The sequence below is a fragment of the Pseudomonas sp. NPDC086251 genome (assembly GCF_044746405.1).
Taxonomy (GTDB): Bacteria; Pseudomonadota; Gammaproteobacteria; order Pseudomonadales; family Pseudomonadaceae; genus Aquipseudomonas.
Window position 1 is genome coordinate 16,314 of record NZ_JBIVBY010000028.1, and the last position, 19,647, is coordinate 35,960.

Consider the following 19,647-nt stretch of genomic DNA (forward strand, 5'->3'; position numbering starts at 1 on the left):
CTGACACCGCGAGCTGCTGGCAAAAACTTCCGCACTCATTCGCGGCTGTGTATGATCAGCGCGGGCCGATGCTGCCCGCCGCTCGCTTCCGAAAGGAAAGGTGAAAGCATTTCTTCTTTACCAAATCCTGTCGCTTCTCTTGACGGTCGAGGTTTGGCAACGCGAGCACCACGATGCCTCGACTACAGGAGTAGTCATGTTTTCAAACGAGCAAGCCAAGCAAATGGCCAAGCGGTTGCGTGCCTCGCTAGCGGCGCGTGATCAAGCGGTGCCGCACTCAACCGCGCTGGAACTGGTCGCGCAGCAACTGGGCTACAAGGACTGGAACACCGCGTCCGCGATGCTGCCCCAGGAAAACCCCCAACCCACGGTGACGTTCGACAAACCCATTCCAATCTTGCGGATGTTTGACGAAGCCAAGGCGCGCGAGTTTTATCTTGATTTCCTAGGCTTCAGCGTCGAATTCGAGCACCGGTTCGAAGCCGATCTACCGTTGTACCTGGGCATCAGCCGAAACGGTCTGCAGCTGCATCTTTCCGAACATCATGGCGATGCCAGCCCGGGGTCGACGGTGTTTATCCCGATGCAAAATATCGAGCTGCTTCGGGATGAGTTACTGGCCAAGCGCTACGGCTACGGACGTCCGGATATCGTTGAGCAGGGCTGGGGGCAAGTTCTGGAAGTCTATGACCCTTTCGGTAATCGACTGCGGTTCTGCCAAAGCTGAGCCGATATGCCACAACGCAACCCTTGTAGCCGTAGGCTGCGCCAGCGGCTACAAGGGTTTGCGTTACGGCTGAAGTCAGTTGCAACAACGCGCGCCCACACGGCAAAAACACGAGGCTGTGATCTCCACGTCGGCCCGGGCCATAGCCAGGTCGAGGCGGATTTTCGCGGCGGCGGCTTCGGCGTCCCGGCCCAGGCGTTTCAGGCATTCCACATAACCGTGCAGGCTCCACACGTTGTCCAGATGCCAGGCCGCACGGCTGAGGGTGTTGTCCAGTCCCAGGTCGGCTCGGTAGGCCTGCAAGGCTTCTTCTACCCTGCCCTGTTCCAAAAGCAACGCGCCCAGCGCATGCCGAACCGGTTGCATCCAGCCCCATGGCTCGTCGTAAGGCAGGTTGTCGTCCAGCGCGCGTGCTTCGCGCAAGTGGGTGAAAGCCTCGTCGTAATTGCCTTTGCGGTACTCGATTTCCCCTCGCAGCATGCCGGCGGCGACCGCCAGAATGTCGTTGCAGGTGTTGTTGAAGAGGTAGCGGGTGTCCGGCACTCGGGTCCAGGCTTCGAGGAACAGACGCTGTTCGGCTTCTGCCCCGGCGATATATCCGGTGGCCGCGTGCGCCACGCCTCGGGCGTAATGCAGCATCGCGGTGGTCACGCAGTACAACGCCTGATCGTTCGGCAACGGCGTGGCGAGGATGTCCTGCCATTTGCCGAAGCGGATCTGCACGTGGACCTTCATCGAGACGAAGCCTTCCAGCCAGTCGGCCATGGGCGGTTGCTCCACGCGCAGCAGCTCTTCCTTGATGGTGGCGATCAGTTGATCGGCGGCTTCCAGCGCCGGTTGGTACTGGCCGAGGAACATCGCCGCGTAGAGTTTGAAGTGGTAGTTGTGGCATCGGTACAGGGTGTAGAAGTTGATGGGCCCTTCTTGTTCCAGGTACTTGCTGTCGGCCAGGATCGCCCGGCTGTTGGTGATCAAGGCCCCTCGGTAATCGCCACACAGCACGTCGATGTGCGACGGCATGTGGCGCAGATGCCCGGCGTCCGGCACCAGGTCGCGCAGGACATCGCCGGCGCGCAATGCCCGCTCCGGATAGGGCGACATTTCCATGGTGTGGACGTACATGTGCAGCACGCCGGGGTGCGGCGCATCGCCGTGTTGCTCCATGCGTTGCAGGGCCCGCTCCAGCACGGCGACGGCCTCGAGGGTGTCGGCACCCGGTGCCGGTTGAGCGGTTTTCAGGTCCCACAGTTGCCACGGCGTGCGGTCGATCAGCGCTTCGGCAAACAGCGCAACCACGTCGGGATCGTCGGGCCAGGCTGTGTAGACATCGCGCATGGACGCCGCGTAGGCATCGTTCCAGCTGAAGAGCTGTTCAACGCTGGCGGCCTCGTTGGCCTGGTAACGTTGGTCCAGCGCGCGGATCAGCGCTTGCTCCACCGCTGTCGCGCCGTCGAGATGCGCCAGCGCGGTGTGCGTCGCCTGTCGGGCCTGGGTCACGGCCTCTTTCAACTCCTGCTCGATGAAGGCGTCCCAGCGTTTGTTGTAGTTCGGGCCCGAGGCGTAGGCGATGCCCCAGTAGGCCATCGCGCAATCGGGGTCGTGTTCGAGGGCCTTGCGGAAACAGCGGATGGATTCGTCGTGGTTGTAGCCGTAACACCATAACAATCCACGATCGAACCAGCGCTGCGCCTGTGGCGAACGGGTCGTCACCGGGCGGCTGTAAGTGCCCAAATCGTAATAGTCAGGCATCGGTTTATCCTCTCGACCAGAGCTCAAGAGAACCAGCATACCCCGACTTTTTTGGCTGGACAGTGCAGCCGCCGACAGGCGGAAACCAGCCCCTGGCAAAAATTGTTACTTGATAAGTCGCGTTTCCTTGGAAGGCCTGTAGCCGAAATACGAGCTGTAGCACTTGCTGAAATGGCTGGGCGAAACGAACCCACAGGCCACCAACACGTCCACCTGCGACAGCTCCGTGTGCTGCAGCAACCGCCGCGCCTCGGTGATGCGCAACTCCATGTAATAGCGTTGCGGCGTGGTGCCCAGTTGCTCCTTGAACAAGCGCTCGAGTTGTCGACGAGAACGGCCGGCGTAGACCGCCAGTTGTTCCAGTTCCAACGGCTCTTCGAGGTTGGCATCCATCAACTTCACCACCTCTCGCAAGGGCGCGCTCACGCAGATATTTTCAGTCGGCTTGATGCGCCGGTAGCGCGACTCCTCGAACGCCAGAATGTCCTCGATGCCCTCGACCAGGGCTTTGTCGTGCAGTCCCTTGATCCAGTCCAACGCCATATGGAACGCCCCCGAAGGACTGGACGCGGTCAGCCGGTCCCGATCGATGACGTAGGGCTCACTGGTGACATGCGTGGCCTTGGAAATTTCCGAGAGTGCGGGGCGATGTTCGGGGTGAATGGCGCAGCGGTAGCCGTCAAGCAAGCCGGCGCTGCCGAGGAACCAGGCGCCATTCCACAACCCCGCCAGAATGACACCCCGCTCTGCCGCCGTCCGGAGCAGGTTGATGAGCTCGTCAGTTGCCTTCAGTTCTGTCCGGTAGCCGCCGCAAATGACCAGCAAATCCAGATCTTTAATGGCTGAACACTCGAGACGTGCGTCTGGCCGAATAACCAGACCCAAATCACTGATGACCTCGCCGTCATTCAGGCCGAATGTCCGGGAAGAAAACAACCCGGGGCGCAGCAGGTTCGCGGTGACGATCGTATCCAGTGCCTGGGTGAACGCCGGCAGCGAGAAATGCTCGAGCAGCAAAAAACCGGCGCGAGTCATTTGCGCGGGCTGGTCAGGGTTTTCATTCAGATAGCGGAGATTTTTCCCTTTCATCCCTCCGCTGAATTGGCGTCGTTCGATCAATGTTTGACCCACTCCGTGACGTTAACCAACGTGTCGTTGGTGCGTTGATAAGTGCAATGCTAACTGCAGATCTTTCAAAACCACAGCGTTGCCTGCAAGCCCTACGTAAAGCGTCCTTTACATCCTCGATTTCATCGACGAATATGTAAAGGACGTTTTACATAAGGATGATGAAAAATGCGACGGTACTACTACGAGTTGGGCGCAGCTTTGGCCTTGTATGCGGTTTTTCTGGTGGTGTCGCTGACGCTGCTGCAGCATCAGGAAAACTTCGGCCTGCCGCTGCGCATTGCCATTACGCTGGCGCCGGTGATACCGGCCGGCCTGATGTGCTGGGCCATCGTGCGCAACCTTCGGCGCATGGATGAAATGCATTTGCGCATCCAGTTCGAGGCCCTCGGTTTTGCGTTTGCCGCCTCTGCGTTGCTGACTTTCAGCTACGGCTTTCTGGAGAATGTCGGTTTCCCACATCTCTCGTGGCTGATGGTGTGGCCGGTGATGGGCTTGATGTGGATCATCGGGCTGATGGTTGCCCGACGCCGCTATCAATGAAAAACCGACTGAAAGAACTGCGCGCCGAGCTCAAGTGGTCGCAGGTGGACCTGGCCGCACGGCTGAATGTCTCACGCCAGACGATCAACGCGATTGAAAACGGCCGGTACGATCCGAGCCTGCCATTGGCGTTTCAGATTGCCCGGGCTTTTCAATTGCCCATTGAGGCGATTTTTGAGGATGAGTGAAAAACCATTCCTGTTGTAGGAGCGAGCTCGCTCGCGATGAGCCCGAGGGCGCCAGGTTTTTCCCGTGAACACGCGTTATCGTTAACGTCCATCGCGAGCAAGCTCGCTCCTACAGGGTTTGGGTTATTGCGGCTGGAATGTCTGGAGGTAGGCCAGCAGGTTTTCGATCTTTTCCGGATCGCTCAGGCCCCAGAAAATCATGCGGGTACCGGGGACGACGGCTTTGGGATCTTCGAGGTACGCGGTCAGTGTTTCGCGGGTCCAGACGATGCCGGCCGATTTCATCGCAGCGGAATACTGGTAGTCCGCCGCGCTCCCGGAAAGGCGCCCGAAAATGCCATTGAGCTGCGGACCAAATCCACCGCGCGCTGACTCCCCGACTTGATGGCAACCGCCGCAAATCCGCTTGAACAGTGTTGCACCCGCCTCAGCATCGCCGGCCGCGTTGGCTGGCATGCTGAACACTCCGCCGTTGAGCAGCACGGCGAAGGTGAATAACGCGGCTTTCTTCATATCGGGTTCCAAATCAAAGGGTGTTCACAGCACAAGCCCGGCGGCGATTTCACCATGATCGGCTATCCTGTGCACCCCGATTCTACGCAGGCCATGGCCTCAATGGAGACATCCGTGCCACCCCTGACCACCCGCGAGGTTTACCAGCAATTGCGCGACGCCGCCCTGGGCGTTCGCCGTTTGCAGCGCCTCGACACACAGTCCGACCCCGGCCAGGTACACGTCAATATCGAAGGTTGGCACCTGACGCTCGATGTCGACGGCGACCACCTGCGCCACTGCCAACGCTGCCAGAGCCCGGACGGGCGCGAGGGTGAGTTGGACAGCTGGCAACGTTACGGCACTGACCCGGTCAGTTTGCTCAGCACCTGGGAACTGGCGCAGGTTGAGCGTTTGCTGGCAGAGACACGCGGCTGAATTCACCCCGTCAAAGCGCTTCAACGAAAACGCCAGTGGGTACAGGGTGGCCGCGCTCCTGCAGTCTGATTATCCACGGATCAGCCCCGCAAAGACGCTACTGTTTTCAGCAGTTACCCCAAGCCGCTCTTCTTCGATTTGGCTCACTTGTGATACACATCGTGATTGTGAATCCCGCGCTCATTGAGGTTTGCCCCATGTTTCACTTTCCACGCCTGCCGTTGCTGACTTGCGCCCTGTTCGGTTTACTCGCTGGCGGCGCGCAGGCCAGCACGCCCTCTCCGGTGCCCGATAGTTTGCAACCGCTGCTGGTGACGATGAACGAACGCCTGAGCATTGCTGATCTCGTGGCGTTGACCAAGTGGGACAGTGGCAAGCCGATTCAGGACTCCGACCGGGAGGCGCAAGTCATCGCCAATGCCAGGAAGATGGCTGTTGACCGCAAGCTGAATCCGACAGAAGTCGCCGAATTGATCGCTGCGCAGATTGAAGCCAACAAGCTGGTGCAATATGGACTGCTCGCTCAGTGGAAAGCCGCGGGCAAGGCGCCTGACACGCCACGGCCGGACCTGGCCAAGCAAATCAGGCCACGGCTGGATGAGCTGCAAACCCTTCTGTTGCAGCAATACGCCGCCTTCGCGCCCTATCGCAAGGATCCGAACTGCGCAGACTGGCTCGCCACGGCACGTTCCGACCTGATCAAGGATCAACTGCATGGTCAGGCGCTGATACGCGCCACCGGGGAGCTCTGTATCGCCAACAATGACCGGTAAACCCCGTTTCAGGCAGCCATTGACTGCATCAATAGTCACCATTAACTCAATGAAGTTCTCTTAAAAACTCCGGGGCGTAACATCGCCTCCATACCAAACAACTACACCCCGGAGCACACGATCATGAAACGCCAAACCCTCCTCAGCATCGCTTTCTCGGTTTTTGCAGTTAACGCGTTCGCCGCGACCTCGACTCACCCGGTTGTCGCTGAAGGCGGCTCGGATCGTCTGATTGAAAGTCGTGTGGCTGAAGGTGGTTCGGATCGTCTGATCGAAAGCCGCGTCGCTGAAGGTGGTTCGGATCGTCTGATCGAAAGCCGCGCCGTCTGAATAAATGGCTAGACCGTACTCAGCAAAAAACCCGGCCTGATCAGCCGGGTTTAATGAGTCATTCAGCCTGACCGAGAAGCCCTGCAGGTTTACGCTTGCAGGGCTTTTCTCGTTTTCGGCTCGCCGTGTGCTACCGCAAGGGAGCGGGACAACCCTGCAGAGGTCTACTTCGTGGAAGCTGCCTGGCTCAACACCAACGACTCCGCCGAAAACACTTGAGTGTCCGTCAGCTTTTGCACATCGACGCGATGGGGAAAGATCTTCTTTTCCACGAACAAGTCATCGACTTGCTGCAACGCCTGAACATCCCGTTCCTCCACCGGCAGAAGCGATTCGTCGCCCCAACTGCGCAGCCGCTGCGAGACGTCCAGCGGAATGTCGTTGACCGTGGCAAACACCCGCGCGTACTCGTCCGGGTTCTTCTGGGCCCATTCGAACGCCTTGGCGAAACGCTGCAACACGTCGCTGAGCACTTTGCGCTTGAGCGGGTCGGTCAGGACTTCATCGGAGGCGGTAATAAACGTCAGCCCGGTGTTGATGCCCTCGCCGCTGATCAGCACCCGCGCGCCCTGCTGTTCCGCGAAGGCCTGATAGATACCGAACGTGGCCCAGGCCTCGATCTTACCGGCATTGAATGCGGACAAGGCATCGGTCGGCAGGACGAAGCCGACGTTGACGTCCTTCTCATCGACCCCGGCATTGGCCAGTGCGCGAATCAACAGGTACTGGGCAATGCTGCCTCGGGCCGAGGACACCACGACATTTTTGCCCTTCAGATCCGCGACGCTGTGGATCGCCGAGTCAGCCGGCACCAGGATCGCAATCCCCCTTGATTGACTGCGTCGTACCGCGACGATGCGCAACGGCGTGCCTCCGGTCGCGGCGGCGAGTACCGGCGTATCGCCGGCCGGTGCCAGATCGACGGCACCGGCGCGCAAGGCTTCAAACAGCGGCGCGGCGCCCTGGAAGTTCGCCCATTCAACCTTGTAGTCGATGCCGTCGAAGGCGTTCGACGCCTCGACCACCGTACGCAATCCCTTGGCTTGATCGCCCAGGATGAGCGTGACGCCGGACAAGTCAGACTTCGTAGCGGATGAGGTTTTGTTCTCGACCGAGTCACTGCAACCGCTGAGCAACAGCGCGGCGGCAGACAGCAACACGATCGATGATTTCCAGACGCGTATCGGCATGGCGGAACGTCCCTGTGGCAAAAATGTTGAGCCTGCATCAGGCATGGGCAAAACGCCGGACAGTACTGTTCGATGCCTGACGCTCAGTCGCGGCAACGGTTTCCACTTCAACGCCCAGCAAACTCAGCAGGCGCGCACGGATTTCCTGAAAACCCTGCTGCCCGGTATCTCGAGCCCGTGGCAAGTCGATGGACAATTGTTCGGCGATCTTGCCGTTGGCCAGCACGATGACCCGATCGGCGAGCAGGATCGCTTCATCGACGTCATGGGTGACCAGCAGCACGGCCGGATTGTGTTTACGCCATAACTCGATGATCAGCCGATGCATGCGAATCCGCGTCAGGGCATCGAGCGCGGCGAACGGTTCGTCGAGCAGCAGCAGTTTGGGCTCGCGCACCAGGCCACGGGCCAGTGCCACCCGTTGCGCCTCGCCGCCGGAGAGTGTCGCCGGGTAGGCTTCAAGCCGATGCGCCAACCCCACTTCCGTCAGCGCCTGCACTGCGCGCGCCTTGGCGTCCGGGATGTGCAGGCCGAGAATCACGTTTTTCCAGGCGCGTTTCCAGGGCATCAAGCGAGGCTCCTGAAACACGGCCGCCCGCGCCTTTGGCACCAATAACTGGCCGCTGTCGATACTGTCGAGGCCCGCCAGACTGCGTAGCAATGTGGTCTTGCCCGAACCGCTGGCGCCGAGCAGCGCCACGAATTCGCCCGGTGCGATGTCCAGGTCCAGACCGTCGATGACCCGTTGCTGGCCAAACTGGCGCACCACATTGCGCAGTTGGACCGGAGCTGTTGATTGGGCAGGTTTAGCCGCGTCAAAAATATTGATGCTCGACATATCAATTCCTCACAAAGGATGGGCGCCAGGCCAGGGCAAAACGCTCCAGCGTGCGGATCAGTCCGTCGATCAATAAGCCGAGGACGCTGTAAATAAGCAGGCAGATCACGATGACGTCAGTGCGCATGAAGTCCCGCGCATCACTGGCGAGAAAACCAATGCCGGCGGTGGTGTTGATTTGCTCGACGAACACCAGCGCCAGCCAGGAAATCCCCAGGGAGTAACGCAAGCCGACAAAGAAGGAAGGCAAGGAGCCTGGCAGGATGACGTGCCAGATCAGCTCGCGACGATTCAGGCCCAGGGTGTTGGCGGCTTCGATCAGTTTGGGGTCGATGTTACGAATGCCGGCGAACAGGTTCAGGTACACCGGGAAGGTGGTGCCGGTGACGATCAGCGCGATCTTGGTGAACTCGCCAATGCCGAACCAGAGAATGAACAGCGGCACCAGCGCCAGCGAAGGAATGGTGCGCAGCATCTGCATCGGCGAATCGAGGATCACCTCGCCGCGCTTCGACAGGCCGGTGATCAGTGCCGCGACGACACCGACGCTGACGCCGATACTCAAGCCCACCAGCGCTCGCTGCAGTGACACCAACAGATGCTTGCCCAACTCCCCGGAAACGATCATGGCCCACAACGTGCCACCAATCTGCGACGGCGCCGCGATCACTCGTTGCGGAATCAGCCCCGCCTGAGAGGCCAGCTCCCATAACAGCAGCAGCGCAATTGGGCTGATCAGGCGCAGCAATACTTCGGGGGTGCGCCAGTTGCGCAGCCAGTGGGGGATCAACCTCGACCCGCCCTGCACATCACCGGTGAGGCGTGCGGCCTTATCGACGGAAAACGAGCCACTGGCGCTCTGCGTATCGAAAGTCTTTTCGCTCATCAGGCTTCCTTCCCTTTAAAGAACATGGCCGGAGGCGCCATGCGTCAGCTTCGGATTCATGCTATTCGCATAAAAAACCACAGTGAAATTCTTTTTCGGAATAACCTAATATGATTAAAACTCAGATATAAAATGTTCTAGATAAATTATTTGCATAATTAATAGGGTCAGGCCCCACCCTTTCGGGGCTGTAACGCTGCGATGGTTTAAAATGCGTGCTGCTGATATCAACCTGCCGTAGTGATTCATTAATTTAATAATTAACTTAGAACAAAACGGCATTTCACAGGCCCACCCTGCTCCGCCTACTTTCGACACCACAGACCGACCCCCCGCCCGGTGGAGGCTTTCAATCACGCCTATCTAAAGAAAAGGAACTCACCATGAGTATTGAATTCATCGGCTACATCGGCGGCCATCACTCTTCGGAAATCCATCCCCGCAGCGGCCCGACCTTGCAGCCTGAGTATGTCGAGAAAGTCGCCCGCGCCCATGAAGAAGCGGGTTTCGACCGCGCCCTGGTGGCGTTCCATTCGAACAGTCCGGACAGCACCCTGATTGCCTCCCACGCCGCCAGCGTGACAAAAAAACTCAAGTTCCTCATTGCCCACCGGCCGGGTTTTGCCGCGCCGACTTTGGCCGCACGCCAGTTCACCACCCTCGATGTGTTCAATGGCGGGCGCACGGCCGTGCACATCATCACCGGCGGCGATGACCGCGAGTTGCGGGCCGATGGCAGTCATATCGGCAAGGACGAACGCTATGCCCGCACCGACGAATACCTCGACGTGCTGCGTCAGGAATGGACCAGCGAAAAACCTTTCGATTATCAGGGCAAGTATTACCAGGTCGAAGGCGCGCACTCGACCGTGAAGTCGCCGCAACAGCCGCACATTCCGCTGTATTTCGGTGGCTCGTCGACGGCAGCCATCGAGGTCGCGGGCAAGCACGCCGATGTGTATGCCCTGTGGGGTGAAACCTACGAGCAGGTGCGCGAAGTGGTGAATCAGGTGCGTGCAGAGGCCGCCAAGCACGGGCGCAGCATTCGCTTCAGTTTGTCGTTGCGACCGATTCTGGCGGACACCGAAGACCAGGCGTGGGAACGCGCCGAGCGCATCCTGCAACAGGCCACCGCACTGGCCGAGCAGAATGGTTTTGTCCGTCGCGAACCACCAAACGAAGGTTCCCGCCGCTTGTTGGCGGCCGCCGCCCAAGGCTCGCGCCTGGACAAGCGACTGTGGACCGGCATCGCCGGTTTGCTGGGCGCACAAGGCAACTCGACGTCACTGGTCGGCACCCCGGAACAAGTGGCCGAAGCCCTGCTCGATTACTACGACCTGGGCATCACCACGTTCCTGATCCGCGGTTTCGACCCGCTCGAGGATGCCATCGACTACGGCAAGCGTTTGATCCCGCTGACGCGACAGCTGGTGGCCGAGCGTGAACGGCAGGCGGCAGAGAAAGTCGCATAGACACACCAACAATTCAATGTGGGAGCGGGCTTGCTCGCGAAGACGGCAGCACAGTCAACATCCCTGCCAGCTGAACCACCGCTTTCGCGAGCAAGCCCGCTCCCACATTTGATCGCTGTTGTGCACGGATTTTGTGTCCACCACCGCCCTCCTGTGGGAGCGAGCCTGCTCGCGATGGCGGCCGCACAGCCAACATCCCGGCCAGCTGAACCACCGCTTTCGCGAGCAAGCCCGCTCCCACAATTTGATCGCGGTCGTGCAGGGGATTTTGTGTCCACCACCGATCCCCTGTGGGAGCGAGCCTGCTCGCGATGGCGGCGGCACAGCCAACATCCCTGCCAGCTGACCCACCGCTTTCGCGAGCAAGCCCGCTCCCACATTGATCGCGGTTGTGCACGGATTTTGTGTCCACCACCGATCCCCTGTGGGAGCGAGCCTGCTCGCGATGGCGGCCGTACAGCCAACATCCCTGCCAGCTGAACCACCGCTTTCGCGAGCAGGCTCACTCCCACATTTTTGATCGCGGTCGTGCAAGAGATTTTGTGTCCACTACAAATCCCTGTGGGAGCGGGCTTGCTCGCGAAGACGGCAGCACAGCCAACATCCCTGCCAGCTGACCCACCGCTTTCGCGAGCAAGCCCGCTCCCACATTTTGCTTCGGGTGATCACAGGGGTCGTGATCACCACGGATCTTTGTGGGAGTGCCTCAGTTCTTGTACTCGATATCAGTGCGTTCCAGCTGCCGGATCAGCGCATTCCAGTGCCGTGCGACACCCGGCCCGTCGCCGCTTTTGAACACCTCGGCCTGCTTCTCGACCTTGGCCACGACGTCGGCCGGCGGGAAGATCAATTCGGCGTTGCCACCCGCCTGGGCGGCGATCTGAATATTGCAGGCGCGCTCCAGGCCGTGCAGTTGCTGGAAGGCATGTTCAACGCTGATGCCGGCGGTCAACAGTCCGTGGTTGCGCAGGATCAACACGCTCTTATCGCCCAGGTCAGCCACCAGTCGCTCGCGCTCGTCGAGGTCCAGCGCCACGCCTTCGTAGCCGTGATAGGCCACGCGCCCGGAAAAACCAATGGAATGCTGGGAAATCGGCAACAACCCACCGCGCTGCGCCGACACCGCGATGCCGTCACGGGTATGGGTATGCAACACCGCTTGCAAGTCGGGACGCGCACCGTGAATTGCACTGTGAATTACGTAGCCGGCGTAGTTGATGCCCAGCCCGGTCGGGTCATCGACAATGGTGCCGTCGATGTCGACCTTGACCAGGTTGGAGGCGGTGATTTCATCGAACAACAGCCCGAAGGCGTTGATCAGGAAATGCTCGTCCGGCCCCGGCACCCGTGCGGAAAAATGCGTGTAGATGTGATCGGTCCACTTGAACAAGGCCGCCAACCGGTAGGCCGCGGCCAATTTGACGCGCACTTCCCATTCTTCCGGGCTGACGCGCTGGCGAACAGTTTTCGAAGGGCTGGATAACGGACTGACGCTACTCATGGCAAAACTTCCTGGATGGCCTTAAGAATTCCAGCCAGCCTATGGGAAGCCAAAAAATAATAAAAAGCACATTTTAATCTAAGCTAATTATCATTTTTTTTCATGATATCCCCACTCTCTCTCATCACGCTGCACTCTTGATCTTTTGCAGCGACCCAGCGACCAGTTTGCCAAAGGCATCGACCGGCCCTTGCAGGTTGCCGAGAAAGTGCGGGTAGATCAGCCACAGGTCCATCACCGGTTTGAAATCCTTGAGGGGCATGACCGCCAGCTGCTCGAAATGAGCGCTGCGCTCCAGCAACGGACGCGGCACCAGGCCCAAGCCCAGACCATCGGCGACCAGGCCCAACTGCAATTCGGTACCGAACGTTTCCAGGTTGACCCGCAGCGCCAGGCCTTGATCCGACAGGGTGCGTTGCAAGCCGGCGCGGAAGCCGCAGCCATCGGGGTTGAGAATCCAGCCGCTCTGGTAAACGTCAGCCAGTTTGCACGGACGCTTGGGCAATTGGGCCTTGGCGCAGACCACCACCAACTCCATCTTGCCGATCGACTCGCCAACAATGTTGTCGGGGAAAATCTTCCCGGCCGGGAACAGCGCCGCTGCCGCGTCCAGCTCTCCACGCTCGATCTTGCCGACCAACTGGCTGCCCCAACCCGTGGCCACCTGGGCACGCAAATCCGGGTATTCCATGCGCAGGTGCTTGAGTGCATCGAGCAGCACCACGTCGCCGATGGTTTGCGGAACGCCCAGGCGCAACAGCCCGGTGGGCGGCGCGTCGGTGGCGACCAGTTCACGCAGCGCATCCATTTCCCGCAGGATCAAACGGCACTGTTCATACACCCGCGTACCAATCAGCGTCGGCTTGAGCGGTTTGGTATTGCGGTCGAACAGCTCCACGCCCAACGCCTGCTCAAAGTTCTGCACGCGCCGCGTGATCGCCGGCTGAGTCAGCTGCAGCGACTCGGCGGCATGGCTGATGGACTGGCAACGAATCACTTCGACAAAGGCATCGATATCGTCAATTTTCATTTGGCCCGCACATAGAGAACAGTCAATAAGATGTCTGAAAAGCATAGTTCTATTGTTCGGATCTGGATAGCCCACCGCGCTTGCGAGCCGCTATGGAGATCAAATGTGGGAGCGGGCTTGCTCGCGAATGCAGACTGACATTCAACATTAACATCGACTGACACACCGCTTTCGCGAGCAAGCCCGCTCCCACATTAGTCCTGCATCAAGGTTTCAAATTCCATTCAGCTATAACCTAATCATTAAACAATCGCATATTGATCTAAAACATTATGCTTAAATCAAGGGGTCATCTTTCACAACGAACAATGGAATCGCCATGACCCAGGCCCGACACCCGGAGAGACTCAGAGCATTTATAGGCGCCCTGGCGGAATTGATCGACGGCAACCCGCGCGAGGGCGATCTGCTGCATCGCGGCGGCAAGTTGCTTGCGCAATTGGTCAGCCATGACGACTGGCTGCCGGACGATTTTGCCCAGCCAGACCCGGAGCGCTATCAGCAATTCCTGCTGCATGCCGATTCACGGCAGCGCTTCAGTATCGTCAGTTTTGTCTGGGGGCCGGGGCAAAGCACGCCGATCCACGATCATCGAGTCTGGGGCCTGATCGGCATGTTGCGCGGTGCGGAGTTCGCGCAAGGTTTCGCGCGCAACCCTGACGGCACATTGGTGCCCGAGGGCCAGCGGGTACAACTGCTGCCAGGCCAGGTCGAGGCCGTGTCACCGAAGATCGGCGACATTCATCAAGTCAGCAACGCGTTCGATGATCAGGTCTCCATCAGCATCCATGTCTATGGCGCCAACATCGGTGCCGTGCGCCGCGCGGTGTACCAGCCCGACGGCAGCGAGAAACTGTTTATCTCCGGTTATTCCAACGCCTATCTCCCCAACATCTGGGATTTGTCCAAAGAGAACCAAGCCCTATGAGCACTGCACCTACCCGCTCCTACGCCGAGATTCGTCAGGCACTGTTGAAACATGAAGAACTGGCGCTGGTCGATGTGCGCGAAGAAGCGCCTTTCGCCGAGGCGCACCCGCTGTTCGCGGCCAACATTCCCTTGTCAAAACTTGAGCTTGAGGTGTATTCGCGGATTCCAAGGCTGGATACTCAGGTGACCGTCTACGACAACGGCGAAGGCTTGGCGAGCATCGCTGCCCAGCGTTTGCAAGACCTGGGTTACGTCAATGTCAGCCTGCTCGAAGGCGGGCTGGACGGGTGGCGTCGCGCCGGTGGCGAACTTTTCATCGACGTCAATGTGCCGAGCAAAGCCTTTGGCGAACTGGTGGAAAGCCAGCGCCACACGCCGTCACTGGCGGCGGAAGAGGTGCAGGCGCTGCTCGACAGCGAGGCCGACGTGGTGGTGCTCGACGCCCGGCGGTTCGACGAATACCAGACCATGAGCATTCCCACCGGCATCAGCGTACCGGGGGCGGAACTGGTGTTGCGCGCCCGAGAGCTGGCACCCGACCCGGCGACGCGGATTATCGTCAACTGCGCCGGACGTACGCGTAGCATCATCGGTACTCAGTCGCTGATCAACTCCGGTATCGCCAACCCGGTTTCAGCCTTGCGCAACGGCACCATCGGCTGGACCCTGGCCGGTCAAAAACTGCAGCACGGCCAGTCGCGCCGATTCGCACCGACCAGTGAAGAACATCGGCAAATTGCTGCCCAGGATGCCCGCCGCGTGGCCGATAAAGCCCTGGTCGGTCGCGCCAATCTGGCCGACCTGCAACGCTGGCAACAGGAACCGACCCGCAGCACTTACCTGTTCGACGTGCGCACTCCGGAAGAATTCGAAGCCGGCCACTTGCCCTTCGCCCGCTCGACGCCCGGCGGCCAACTGGTGCAGGAAACCGATCACTTTGCCAGTGTGCGCGGTGCACGTCTGGTGCTGGTCGACGACGATGGCGTGCGCGCCAACATGTCGGCTTCCTGGCTCGCGCAACTGGGCTGGGAAGTGCACGTGCTGGATGATGTGCAACCTGCGCACTTCAGCGAAACAGGGGCCTGGAAGGCGCCGGTCCCCGCGCCGCAGCAGGCCGAGGAAATCAGCCCCGAGACCCTGGCCGAATGGCTGACTCATGGCGACAGCGTGGTGCTGGATTTCACCAGCAGCGCCAATTACGTCAAGCGGCATATCCCCGGTGCGTGGTGGGTGCTGCGTGGGCAACTGCGTGAAGCCCTGGCCCAGGTACCGAGCGCGCAACGCTATGTGCTGACCTGCGGCAGCAGCCAGTTGGCACGACTGGCCGTCGCCGAGGTCGCGGCGTTGACCGGCAAGGATGTGTTTCTGCTGAAGGATGGCACGGCCAGCTGGCTCGCCGCGCAGCTGCCATTGGAGGAAGGCGAAAGTCATCTGGCCTCACCGCGCATCGACCGCTATCGCCGCCCTTATGAAGGCACCGACAACCCTCGCGAAGCCATGCAAGCCTACCTGGACTGGGAGTTCGGCCTGGTCGACCAACTGGCCCGCGATGGCACGCATGGCTTCTATGTAATCTAGCAAAAATCCCTGTAGGAGCTGTCGAGCCTGCGAGGCTGTGTTCGACCCTGTAGGAGCTGTCGAGCTTGCGAGGCTGCTCCTACAGGGATTGTGCTGCACCAAAAATGCTTCACCCATCAAACATCCGACCCCTCTCCAGGCGGAGGCTGAACCCACAATCGAGAGGTTTTACATCATGTCTGCTGTCTTGCACCGTACCGATTCACACCCCACCGAAACCCTTCACGTCACCCGCCTGGAACCGACCCTCGGCGCAGAAATCAGCGGCATCGATTTGCGCCAGCCGCTGACTCCGGCGCTGCGCGATGAACTGCGCCAGTTGCTGCTCGAACACAAAGTGATTTTCTTCCGCGACCAGCTCATCACCACTGAACAGCAGATTGCTTTCGCACGGGAATTCGGCGAACTCTACGTCCACCCGACCACCCAGCAAAACGACCCGACGCAACCGCAAGCGCACCTGATTCAAGCGCAGGATGAACGCAAGCTGTACGGCCCGAGGATCAGCGGCCGTTGGCACACCGACACCAGTTGGCAGTTACGCCCCACCCTCGGTGCCGTCTTACGCGCCGTCGATTTGCCACCGGTGGGCGGCGATACGCTGTGGGCCGATACCGGCGCGGTCTATCGCGCCTTGCCCGACGAGCTGCGCGCCGAAATCGATAACCTGCACGTGGTCCACGACTTCAAGTCTTCGCTGGACAAGGTCGGCTACGACTACCCGATTCTCGCCCACCCGCTGGTGCGCACCCACCCGGAAACCGGTGAGGACGGCCTGTTCATCAACTTTTCGCAAAACCCTTCGGTGATCGGCTGGACGCCCGAGAAGAGCAAGCAACTGATTGATCGGCTGCTGCTGGAGTTCAACAAGCCTGAACATCAGGTGCGCTTCAAATGGCGTGAAAACTCGGTGGCGTTCTGGGACAACCGCTCGACGCTGCATTACCCGGTCTACAACTACGGCGATTACCCGCGCCGCATGGAGCGAGTACTGATCGCTTATGACGACATTCCTCATCGGGTAAAACGCGTCAACGCGGCCTGACCGCCCTCCCCCCAACCCGTAGGAGCGAGCTCGCTCGCGATGGTCGTCAACGATAACGCGTGTTGACTGGCTGAACGCGGCGCTGTCGAGTGCATCGCGAGCGAGGTCGCTCCTACAGATCGGTATTGGTTAACCCTTATTCGCGAACATGCGCGAAGGGGTTTGCCTGTGCGTGCACTCTTTCAGGAATTCGCGTCATGAGCTCATCCAGCCCCCGAGTGAAATACGATTATTACGCGGCCGCCGCCTTCAGCCTGCTCGCCGCCAGCCTCCAGGCCCAGGCGCAAAACACTGAACCGGACAAGACCCTGAACACCGTGGTGGTGACCGGTAATCGCGGCGGTCAACCCCGCACCATCACCGACAGCCCCTCGCCGATCGATGTGATCAGCGCCGAGCAATTGCAAGCCAGCGGCAAAGTCGGCCTCAAGGAACTGCTCGCCCGCCTGCTGCCCTCCTTCAACCTGCCGGCGATCAATGGCGGCGGGACTTCGTGGTCGGTGCGCGGCGTGACCATGCGCGGCTTGTCCGGGGACCAAGTGCTGGTGCTGGTCAACGGCAAGCGGCGGCACAACACCGCGCTGATCAACAACCTGGCGCGTATTGGCACGGCGGCGGTACCGGTCAATCTCGACCTGATTCCGGTCTCGGCCATCGATCACATCGAAGTGCTGCGCGACGGTGCCTCTGCGCAATATGGATCGGACGCGATCGCCGGGGTGATCAACATCATCCTCAAGGAAAACGACAGCGGTGGCAGCGCTGAAACGTCATTCGGGCGCTACGGCAGCGGCGATGGCGACACCGTGCACCAGACGGTCAACTACGGCCTGGCGCTGCCGAATGACGGCTTCGCCAACCTGGCGCTGGACAGCAAGGAACAGGAACCCTTCGACCGCACCGGCAGTGCCACCGGCAACCTCTACTCATTGCCCGGTTTCCCCGACAGCCGCGACCAGACCGTCAATCGCCACGGCTGGAACCCCAGCTATGGACTGGGCCGGGAAAAGGTCACCAATGCCAGCTACAACCTCGAACTGCCGATCCAGGACGACCTGACGTTCTATTCCTTTTCCACCGCCAGCTACATGGAGACCACCAAAGTCACCGGCAACTATCGGCCCAACGACATCACGTCCCTGGCCGGCGACCCGAATACGCCCTACCCCGACGGCATCCATGCCCAACGGCACAACCGCACCAAAGACTTTCAGGTGGCCGGAGGCTTCAAGGGCGAGGTCGGTGGCTGGAGCTACGACGCCAGTTCAACCTGGGGCGAGGACGACTCGACGCTCAATGCCAGCAATACCCTTAATCCATCCTTGGGACCGACCAGCCCGACCTCGTTCCATCTCGCTTCGCAGATTTTCGATCAGTGGACCAACAACCTCGACTTCCATCGTGGCTTCGACATTGGCTTTAAAAACCCGCTGCAAACCGCCTTCGGCTTCGAGTATCGCTGGGAGAAATACCAGATCGAACCCGGCGATTTCGCCTCCTATACCCCGGGCAACTACGTCATCCCGAGCGGACCGTTTGCCGGCAGAACGCCGTTGCCCGGCCTCGCCTCCTACAACGGCACCAGCCCCGCCGATGCCGGGGAAATCAGCCGCAGCAACGTCGCCAGTTACCTCGATCTGGGCCTCGACGTGACCGATAAATGGTACGTCGGCGTGGCCGCTCGCTACGAGCGCTACACCCAGGACATCGGCAGCACCTGGAGCGGCAAGTTCTCCACCCGCTATAAAATCACCGACGCCTTCGCCCTGCGCGGCACGGTCAATAACGGCTTCCGTGCACCGTCCCTGGCGCAGACCATTTATGCCTCGTCGACGTTCACCTCCGGCGGTGTGGTCAACGGCCAGCAGGTCTCGGTGCCGGTCAAGGTGTTGCCGGTGGACACCACCGAGGCCCAGGCCCTGGGCGCAGAAAAACTCAAGCCTGAAAAATCCTTGAACTACAGCTTCGGCTTCACCTACGAGCCGACGCAAAACTATCGACTGACCACCGACTTCTATCAGATCGGCATTCGCGACCGCATCGTCTCCACCAGCCTGCTGGGCGGCCCTGAGGTCTCGCAAATTCTCGTCGCCAACGGCTTGTCTCCGGGCCTGTTTGCCCAGTACTACACCAACGCGGTCGACACCCGAACTCGCGGCGTCGACATCGTCAACGAATACCGCCAGCAACTGGACGAATACGGCCAGATCCGCTGGAGCGCGGCCTATAACTGGAACCAGACCAAGATCGAAAAACTCCAGGACAACCCACCCGCACTCAGCGGCCTGGGGCCGAGCTATCAACTGTTCGACCGGCGCCTGCAAAAGGACCTGACCGTCGCCACGCCGCAGTCGAAACTGATCCTGGCGGCGAACTGGAAAGTCACCGCTTACAACCTGAACCTGGCCGTTACGCGTTTTGGCAGTTACATCGAGGGTGACAACAACCCGGTGAACGATCGCAAATTCAGCGCCAAGTGGATCACTGACGTGGACGCCGCCTACGACCTGACTCAGCACCTGACAGTGGCACTGGGGGCGAACAACCTGTTCAACGTGTACCCGGACAAGAACGGCATCCAGGATTGGGCGGGAGGCTACAAATACGGGCAGTTCTCGCCCTTCGGGTTTGGTGGGGCCTATTACTACACACGTCTGGCCTACAACTTCTGACGGTATGCCGCTGCCCTGTAGGAGCGAGGCTTGCCCGCGAAGCAGACACCACGGTTTGCCAGGCGTTGCGCGTTATCGTTCTTCGCGGGCAAGCCTCGCTCCTACAGGTTACGCATCACTTAATGCATTTATTTAAT

At 60.0% G+C, this 19,647-nt stretch carries 18 protein-coding genes and 1 pseudogene; 11 read left to right on the forward strand and 8 right to left on the reverse strand.

The features are described from left to right. Positions 1-196: 196 nt before the first annotated feature. Entirely contained in the window at positions 197-727 is a 531-nt protein-coding gene (locus ACIPL2_RS26550; protein WP_401361498.1) for a glyoxalase superfamily protein, read from the forward strand. Positions 728-802: 75 nt separating this feature from the next. On the opposite strand, the gene ACIPL2_RS26555 is transcribed toward ACIPL2_RS26550, so the two are convergent. Together ACIPL2_RS26555 and ACIPL2_RS26560 are read right to left on the reverse strand one after the other, a co-directional pair. Then, positions 803-2,476: a hypothetical protein gene (locus ACIPL2_RS26555; protein ID WP_401361371.1), complete on the reverse strand. Its 1,674-nt coding sequence runs from the start codon at positions 2,474-2,476 to the stop codon at positions 803-805. A gap of 105 nt (positions 2,477-2,581) precedes the next feature. Next, the gene (locus ACIPL2_RS26560; protein ID WP_401361373.1) at positions 2,582-3,595 is read right to left on the reverse strand and encodes a GlxA family transcriptional regulator; all 1,014 of its coding nucleotides are present in this window, start codon (positions 3,593-3,595) and stop codon (positions 2,582-2,584) included. 177 nt (positions 3,596-3,772) lie between these two features. Between ACIPL2_RS26560 and ACIPL2_RS26565 the strand changes: the two genes are divergently transcribed. Together ACIPL2_RS26565 and ACIPL2_RS26570 are read left to right on the forward strand one after the other, a co-directional pair. Then, complete coding sequence (locus ACIPL2_RS26565; RefSeq protein WP_401361375.1) at positions 3,773-4,147, forward strand: hypothetical protein; 375 nt, start codon at positions 3,773-3,775, stop codon at positions 4,145-4,147. Beyond that, the gene (locus ACIPL2_RS26570) at positions 4,144-4,335 is read left to right on the forward strand and encodes a helix-turn-helix transcriptional regulator (protein WP_401361377.1); all 192 of its coding nucleotides are present in this window, start codon (positions 4,144-4,146) and stop codon (positions 4,333-4,335) included. The genes ACIPL2_RS26565 and ACIPL2_RS26570 overlap by 4 nt, the downstream gene beginning before the upstream one ends. A gap of 123 nt (positions 4,336-4,458) precedes the next feature. Here ACIPL2_RS26570 and ACIPL2_RS26575 read toward each other — a convergent pair whose 3' ends face one another. Beyond that, on the reverse strand, positions 4,459-4,848 hold the full coding sequence (locus ACIPL2_RS26575) for a c-type cytochrome (RefSeq protein ID WP_401361379.1): 390 nt from the start codon (positions 4,846-4,848) through the stop codon (positions 4,459-4,461). A gap of 114 nt (positions 4,849-4,962) precedes the next feature. On the opposite strand from ACIPL2_RS26575, the gene ACIPL2_RS26580 reads away from it, so the two are divergent. The 3 genes and pseudogenes from ACIPL2_RS26580 to ACIPL2_RS26590 form a co-directional block, all read left to right on the forward strand. Next, positions 4,963-5,265, forward strand: a complete 303-nt coding sequence (locus ACIPL2_RS26580) for a hypothetical protein (RefSeq protein ID WP_401361381.1) — start codon at positions 4,963-4,965, stop codon at positions 5,263-5,265. 197 nt (positions 5,266-5,462) lie between these two features. Continuing rightward, entirely contained in the window at positions 5,463-6,038 is a 576-nt protein-coding gene (locus ACIPL2_RS26585) for a chorismate mutase (protein WP_401361383.1), read from the forward strand. 123 nt (positions 6,039-6,161) lie between these two features. Continuing rightward, a pseudogene (locus ACIPL2_RS26590) lies at positions 6,162-6,359 on the forward strand (phage infection protein); the annotation flags it as partial. 173 nt (positions 6,360-6,532) lie between these two features. Here ACIPL2_RS26590 and ACIPL2_RS26595 read toward each other — a convergent pair. The 3 genes from ACIPL2_RS26595 to ACIPL2_RS26605 are packed head-to-tail and all read right to left on the reverse strand — an operon-like array spanning position 6,533 to position 9,282. Further along, positions 6,533-7,558 carry an ABC transporter substrate-binding protein gene (locus ACIPL2_RS26595; protein ID WP_401361385.1) on the reverse strand — a complete coding sequence of 342 codons (1,026 nt, stop codon included), beginning with the start codon at positions 7,556-7,558 and terminating at the stop codon, positions 6,533-6,535. A 37-nt stretch (positions 7,559-7,595) separates the two neighbouring features. After that, complete coding sequence (locus tag ACIPL2_RS26600) at positions 7,596-8,396, reverse strand: ABC transporter ATP-binding protein (RefSeq protein ID WP_401361387.1); 801 nt, start codon at positions 8,394-8,396, stop codon at positions 7,596-7,598. A 1-nt stretch (position 8,397) separates the two neighbouring features. Beyond that, positions 8,398-9,282: an ABC transporter permease gene (locus tag ACIPL2_RS26605; protein ID WP_401361389.1), complete on the reverse strand. Its 885-nt coding sequence runs from the start codon at positions 9,280-9,282 to the stop codon at positions 8,398-8,400. Between the two features lie 383 nt (positions 9,283-9,665). On the opposite strand from ACIPL2_RS26605, the gene ACIPL2_RS26610 reads away from it, so the two are divergent. Further along, positions 9,666-10,754 (forward strand): LLM class flavin-dependent oxidoreductase, encoded by a 1,089-nt coding sequence (locus tag ACIPL2_RS26610; RefSeq protein ID WP_401361391.1) that lies wholly within the window; start codon positions 9,666-9,668, stop codon positions 10,752-10,754. A gap of 706 nt (positions 10,755-11,460) precedes the next feature. Here the strand turns inward: ACIPL2_RS26610 and ACIPL2_RS26615 are convergent. After that, positions 11,461-12,255 carry a class II aldolase/adducin family protein gene (locus ACIPL2_RS26615; RefSeq protein WP_401361393.1) on the reverse strand — a complete coding sequence of 265 codons (795 nt, stop codon included), beginning with the start codon at positions 12,253-12,255 and terminating at the stop codon, positions 11,461-11,463. Positions 12,256-12,379: 124 nt separating this feature from the next. Then, positions 12,380-13,285, reverse strand: coding sequence for a LysR family transcriptional regulator (locus ACIPL2_RS26620; protein ID WP_059404219.1), 906 nt, complete (start codon positions 13,283-13,285; stop codon positions 12,380-12,382). Between the two features lie 319 nt (positions 13,286-13,604). On the opposite strand from ACIPL2_RS26620, the gene ACIPL2_RS26625 reads away from it, so the two are divergent. From ACIPL2_RS26625 to ACIPL2_RS26640, 4 genes are all read left to right on the forward strand, one after another. Beyond that, complete coding sequence (locus ACIPL2_RS26625) at positions 13,605-14,213, forward strand: cysteine dioxygenase (protein WP_401361395.1); 609 nt, start codon at positions 13,605-13,607, stop codon at positions 14,211-14,213. Next, a complete protein-coding gene (locus ACIPL2_RS26630) occupies positions 14,210-15,793 on the forward strand; it encodes a rhodanese homology domain-containing protein (protein ID WP_401361397.1) in 1,584 nt (527 codons plus the stop codon). Before ACIPL2_RS26625 ends, ACIPL2_RS26630 begins: the two co-directional genes overlap by 4 nt. A 175-nt stretch (positions 15,794-15,968) precedes the next feature. Next, positions 15,969-16,838 carry a TauD/TfdA dioxygenase family protein gene (locus ACIPL2_RS26635; protein WP_401361399.1) on the forward strand — a complete coding sequence of 290 codons (870 nt, stop codon included), beginning with the start codon at positions 15,969-15,971 and terminating at the stop codon, positions 16,836-16,838. Positions 16,839-17,035: 197 nt separating this feature from the next. Then, positions 17,036-19,510: a TonB-dependent receptor plug domain-containing protein gene (locus tag ACIPL2_RS26640; protein WP_401361401.1), complete on the forward strand. Its 2,475-nt coding sequence runs from the start codon at positions 17,036-17,038 to the stop codon at positions 19,508-19,510. Positions 19,511-19,647 lie beyond the last annotated feature (137 nt).

Coding starts and splice junctions, on each gene's coding strand:
- ACIPL2_RS26550 (WP_401361498.1), top strand. CDS start 197: ATGTTTTCAAACGAGCAAGCCAAGCAAATGGCCAAGCGGTTGCGTGCC.
- ACIPL2_RS26555 (WP_401361371.1), bottom strand. CDS start 2,476: ATGCCTGACTATTACGATTTGGGCACTTACAGCCGCCCGGTGACGACC.
- ACIPL2_RS26565 (WP_401361375.1), top strand. CDS start 3,773: ATGCGACGGTACTACTACGAGTTGGGCGCAGCTTTGGCCTTGTATGCG.
- ACIPL2_RS26570 (WP_401361377.1), top strand. CDS start 4,144: ATGAAAAACCGACTGAAAGAACTGCGCGCCGAGCTCAAGTGGTCGCAG.
- ACIPL2_RS26575 (WP_401361379.1), bottom strand. CDS start 4,848: ATGAAGAAAGCCGCGTTATTCACCTTCGCCGTGCTGCTCAACGGCGGA.
- ACIPL2_RS26585 (WP_401361383.1), top strand. CDS start 5,463: ATGTTTCACTTTCCACGCCTGCCGTTGCTGACTTGCGCCCTGTTCGGT.
- ACIPL2_RS26595 (WP_401361385.1), bottom strand. CDS start 7,558: ATGCCGATACGCGTCTGGAAATCATCGATCGTGTTGCTGTCTGCCGCC.
- ACIPL2_RS26600 (WP_401361387.1), bottom strand. CDS start 8,396: ATGTCGAGCATCAATATTTTTGACGCGGCTAAACCTGCCCAATCAACA.
- ACIPL2_RS26605 (WP_401361389.1), bottom strand. CDS start 9,282: ATGAGCGAAAAGACTTTCGATACGCAGAGCGCCAGTGGCTCGTTTTCC.
- ACIPL2_RS26610 (WP_401361391.1), top strand. CDS start 9,666: ATGAGTATTGAATTCATCGGCTACATCGGCGGCCATCACTCTTCGGAA.
- ACIPL2_RS26615 (WP_401361393.1), bottom strand. CDS start 12,255: ATGAGTAGCGTCAGTCCGTTATCCAGCCCTTCGAAAACTGTTCGCCAG.
- ACIPL2_RS26620 (WP_059404219.1), bottom strand. CDS start 13,285: ATGAAAATTGACGATATCGATGCCTTTGTCGAAGTGATTCGTTGCCAG.
- ACIPL2_RS26625 (WP_401361395.1), top strand. CDS start 13,605: ATGACCCAGGCCCGACACCCGGAGAGACTCAGAGCATTTATAGGCGCC.
- ACIPL2_RS26630 (WP_401361397.1), top strand. CDS start 14,210: ATGAGCACTGCACCTACCCGCTCCTACGCCGAGATTCGTCAGGCACTG.
- ACIPL2_RS26635 (WP_401361399.1), top strand. CDS start 15,969: ATGTCTGCTGTCTTGCACCGTACCGATTCACACCCCACCGAAACCCTT.
- ACIPL2_RS26640 (WP_401361401.1), top strand. CDS start 17,036: ATGAGCTCATCCAGCCCCCGAGTGAAATACGATTATTACGCGGCCGCC.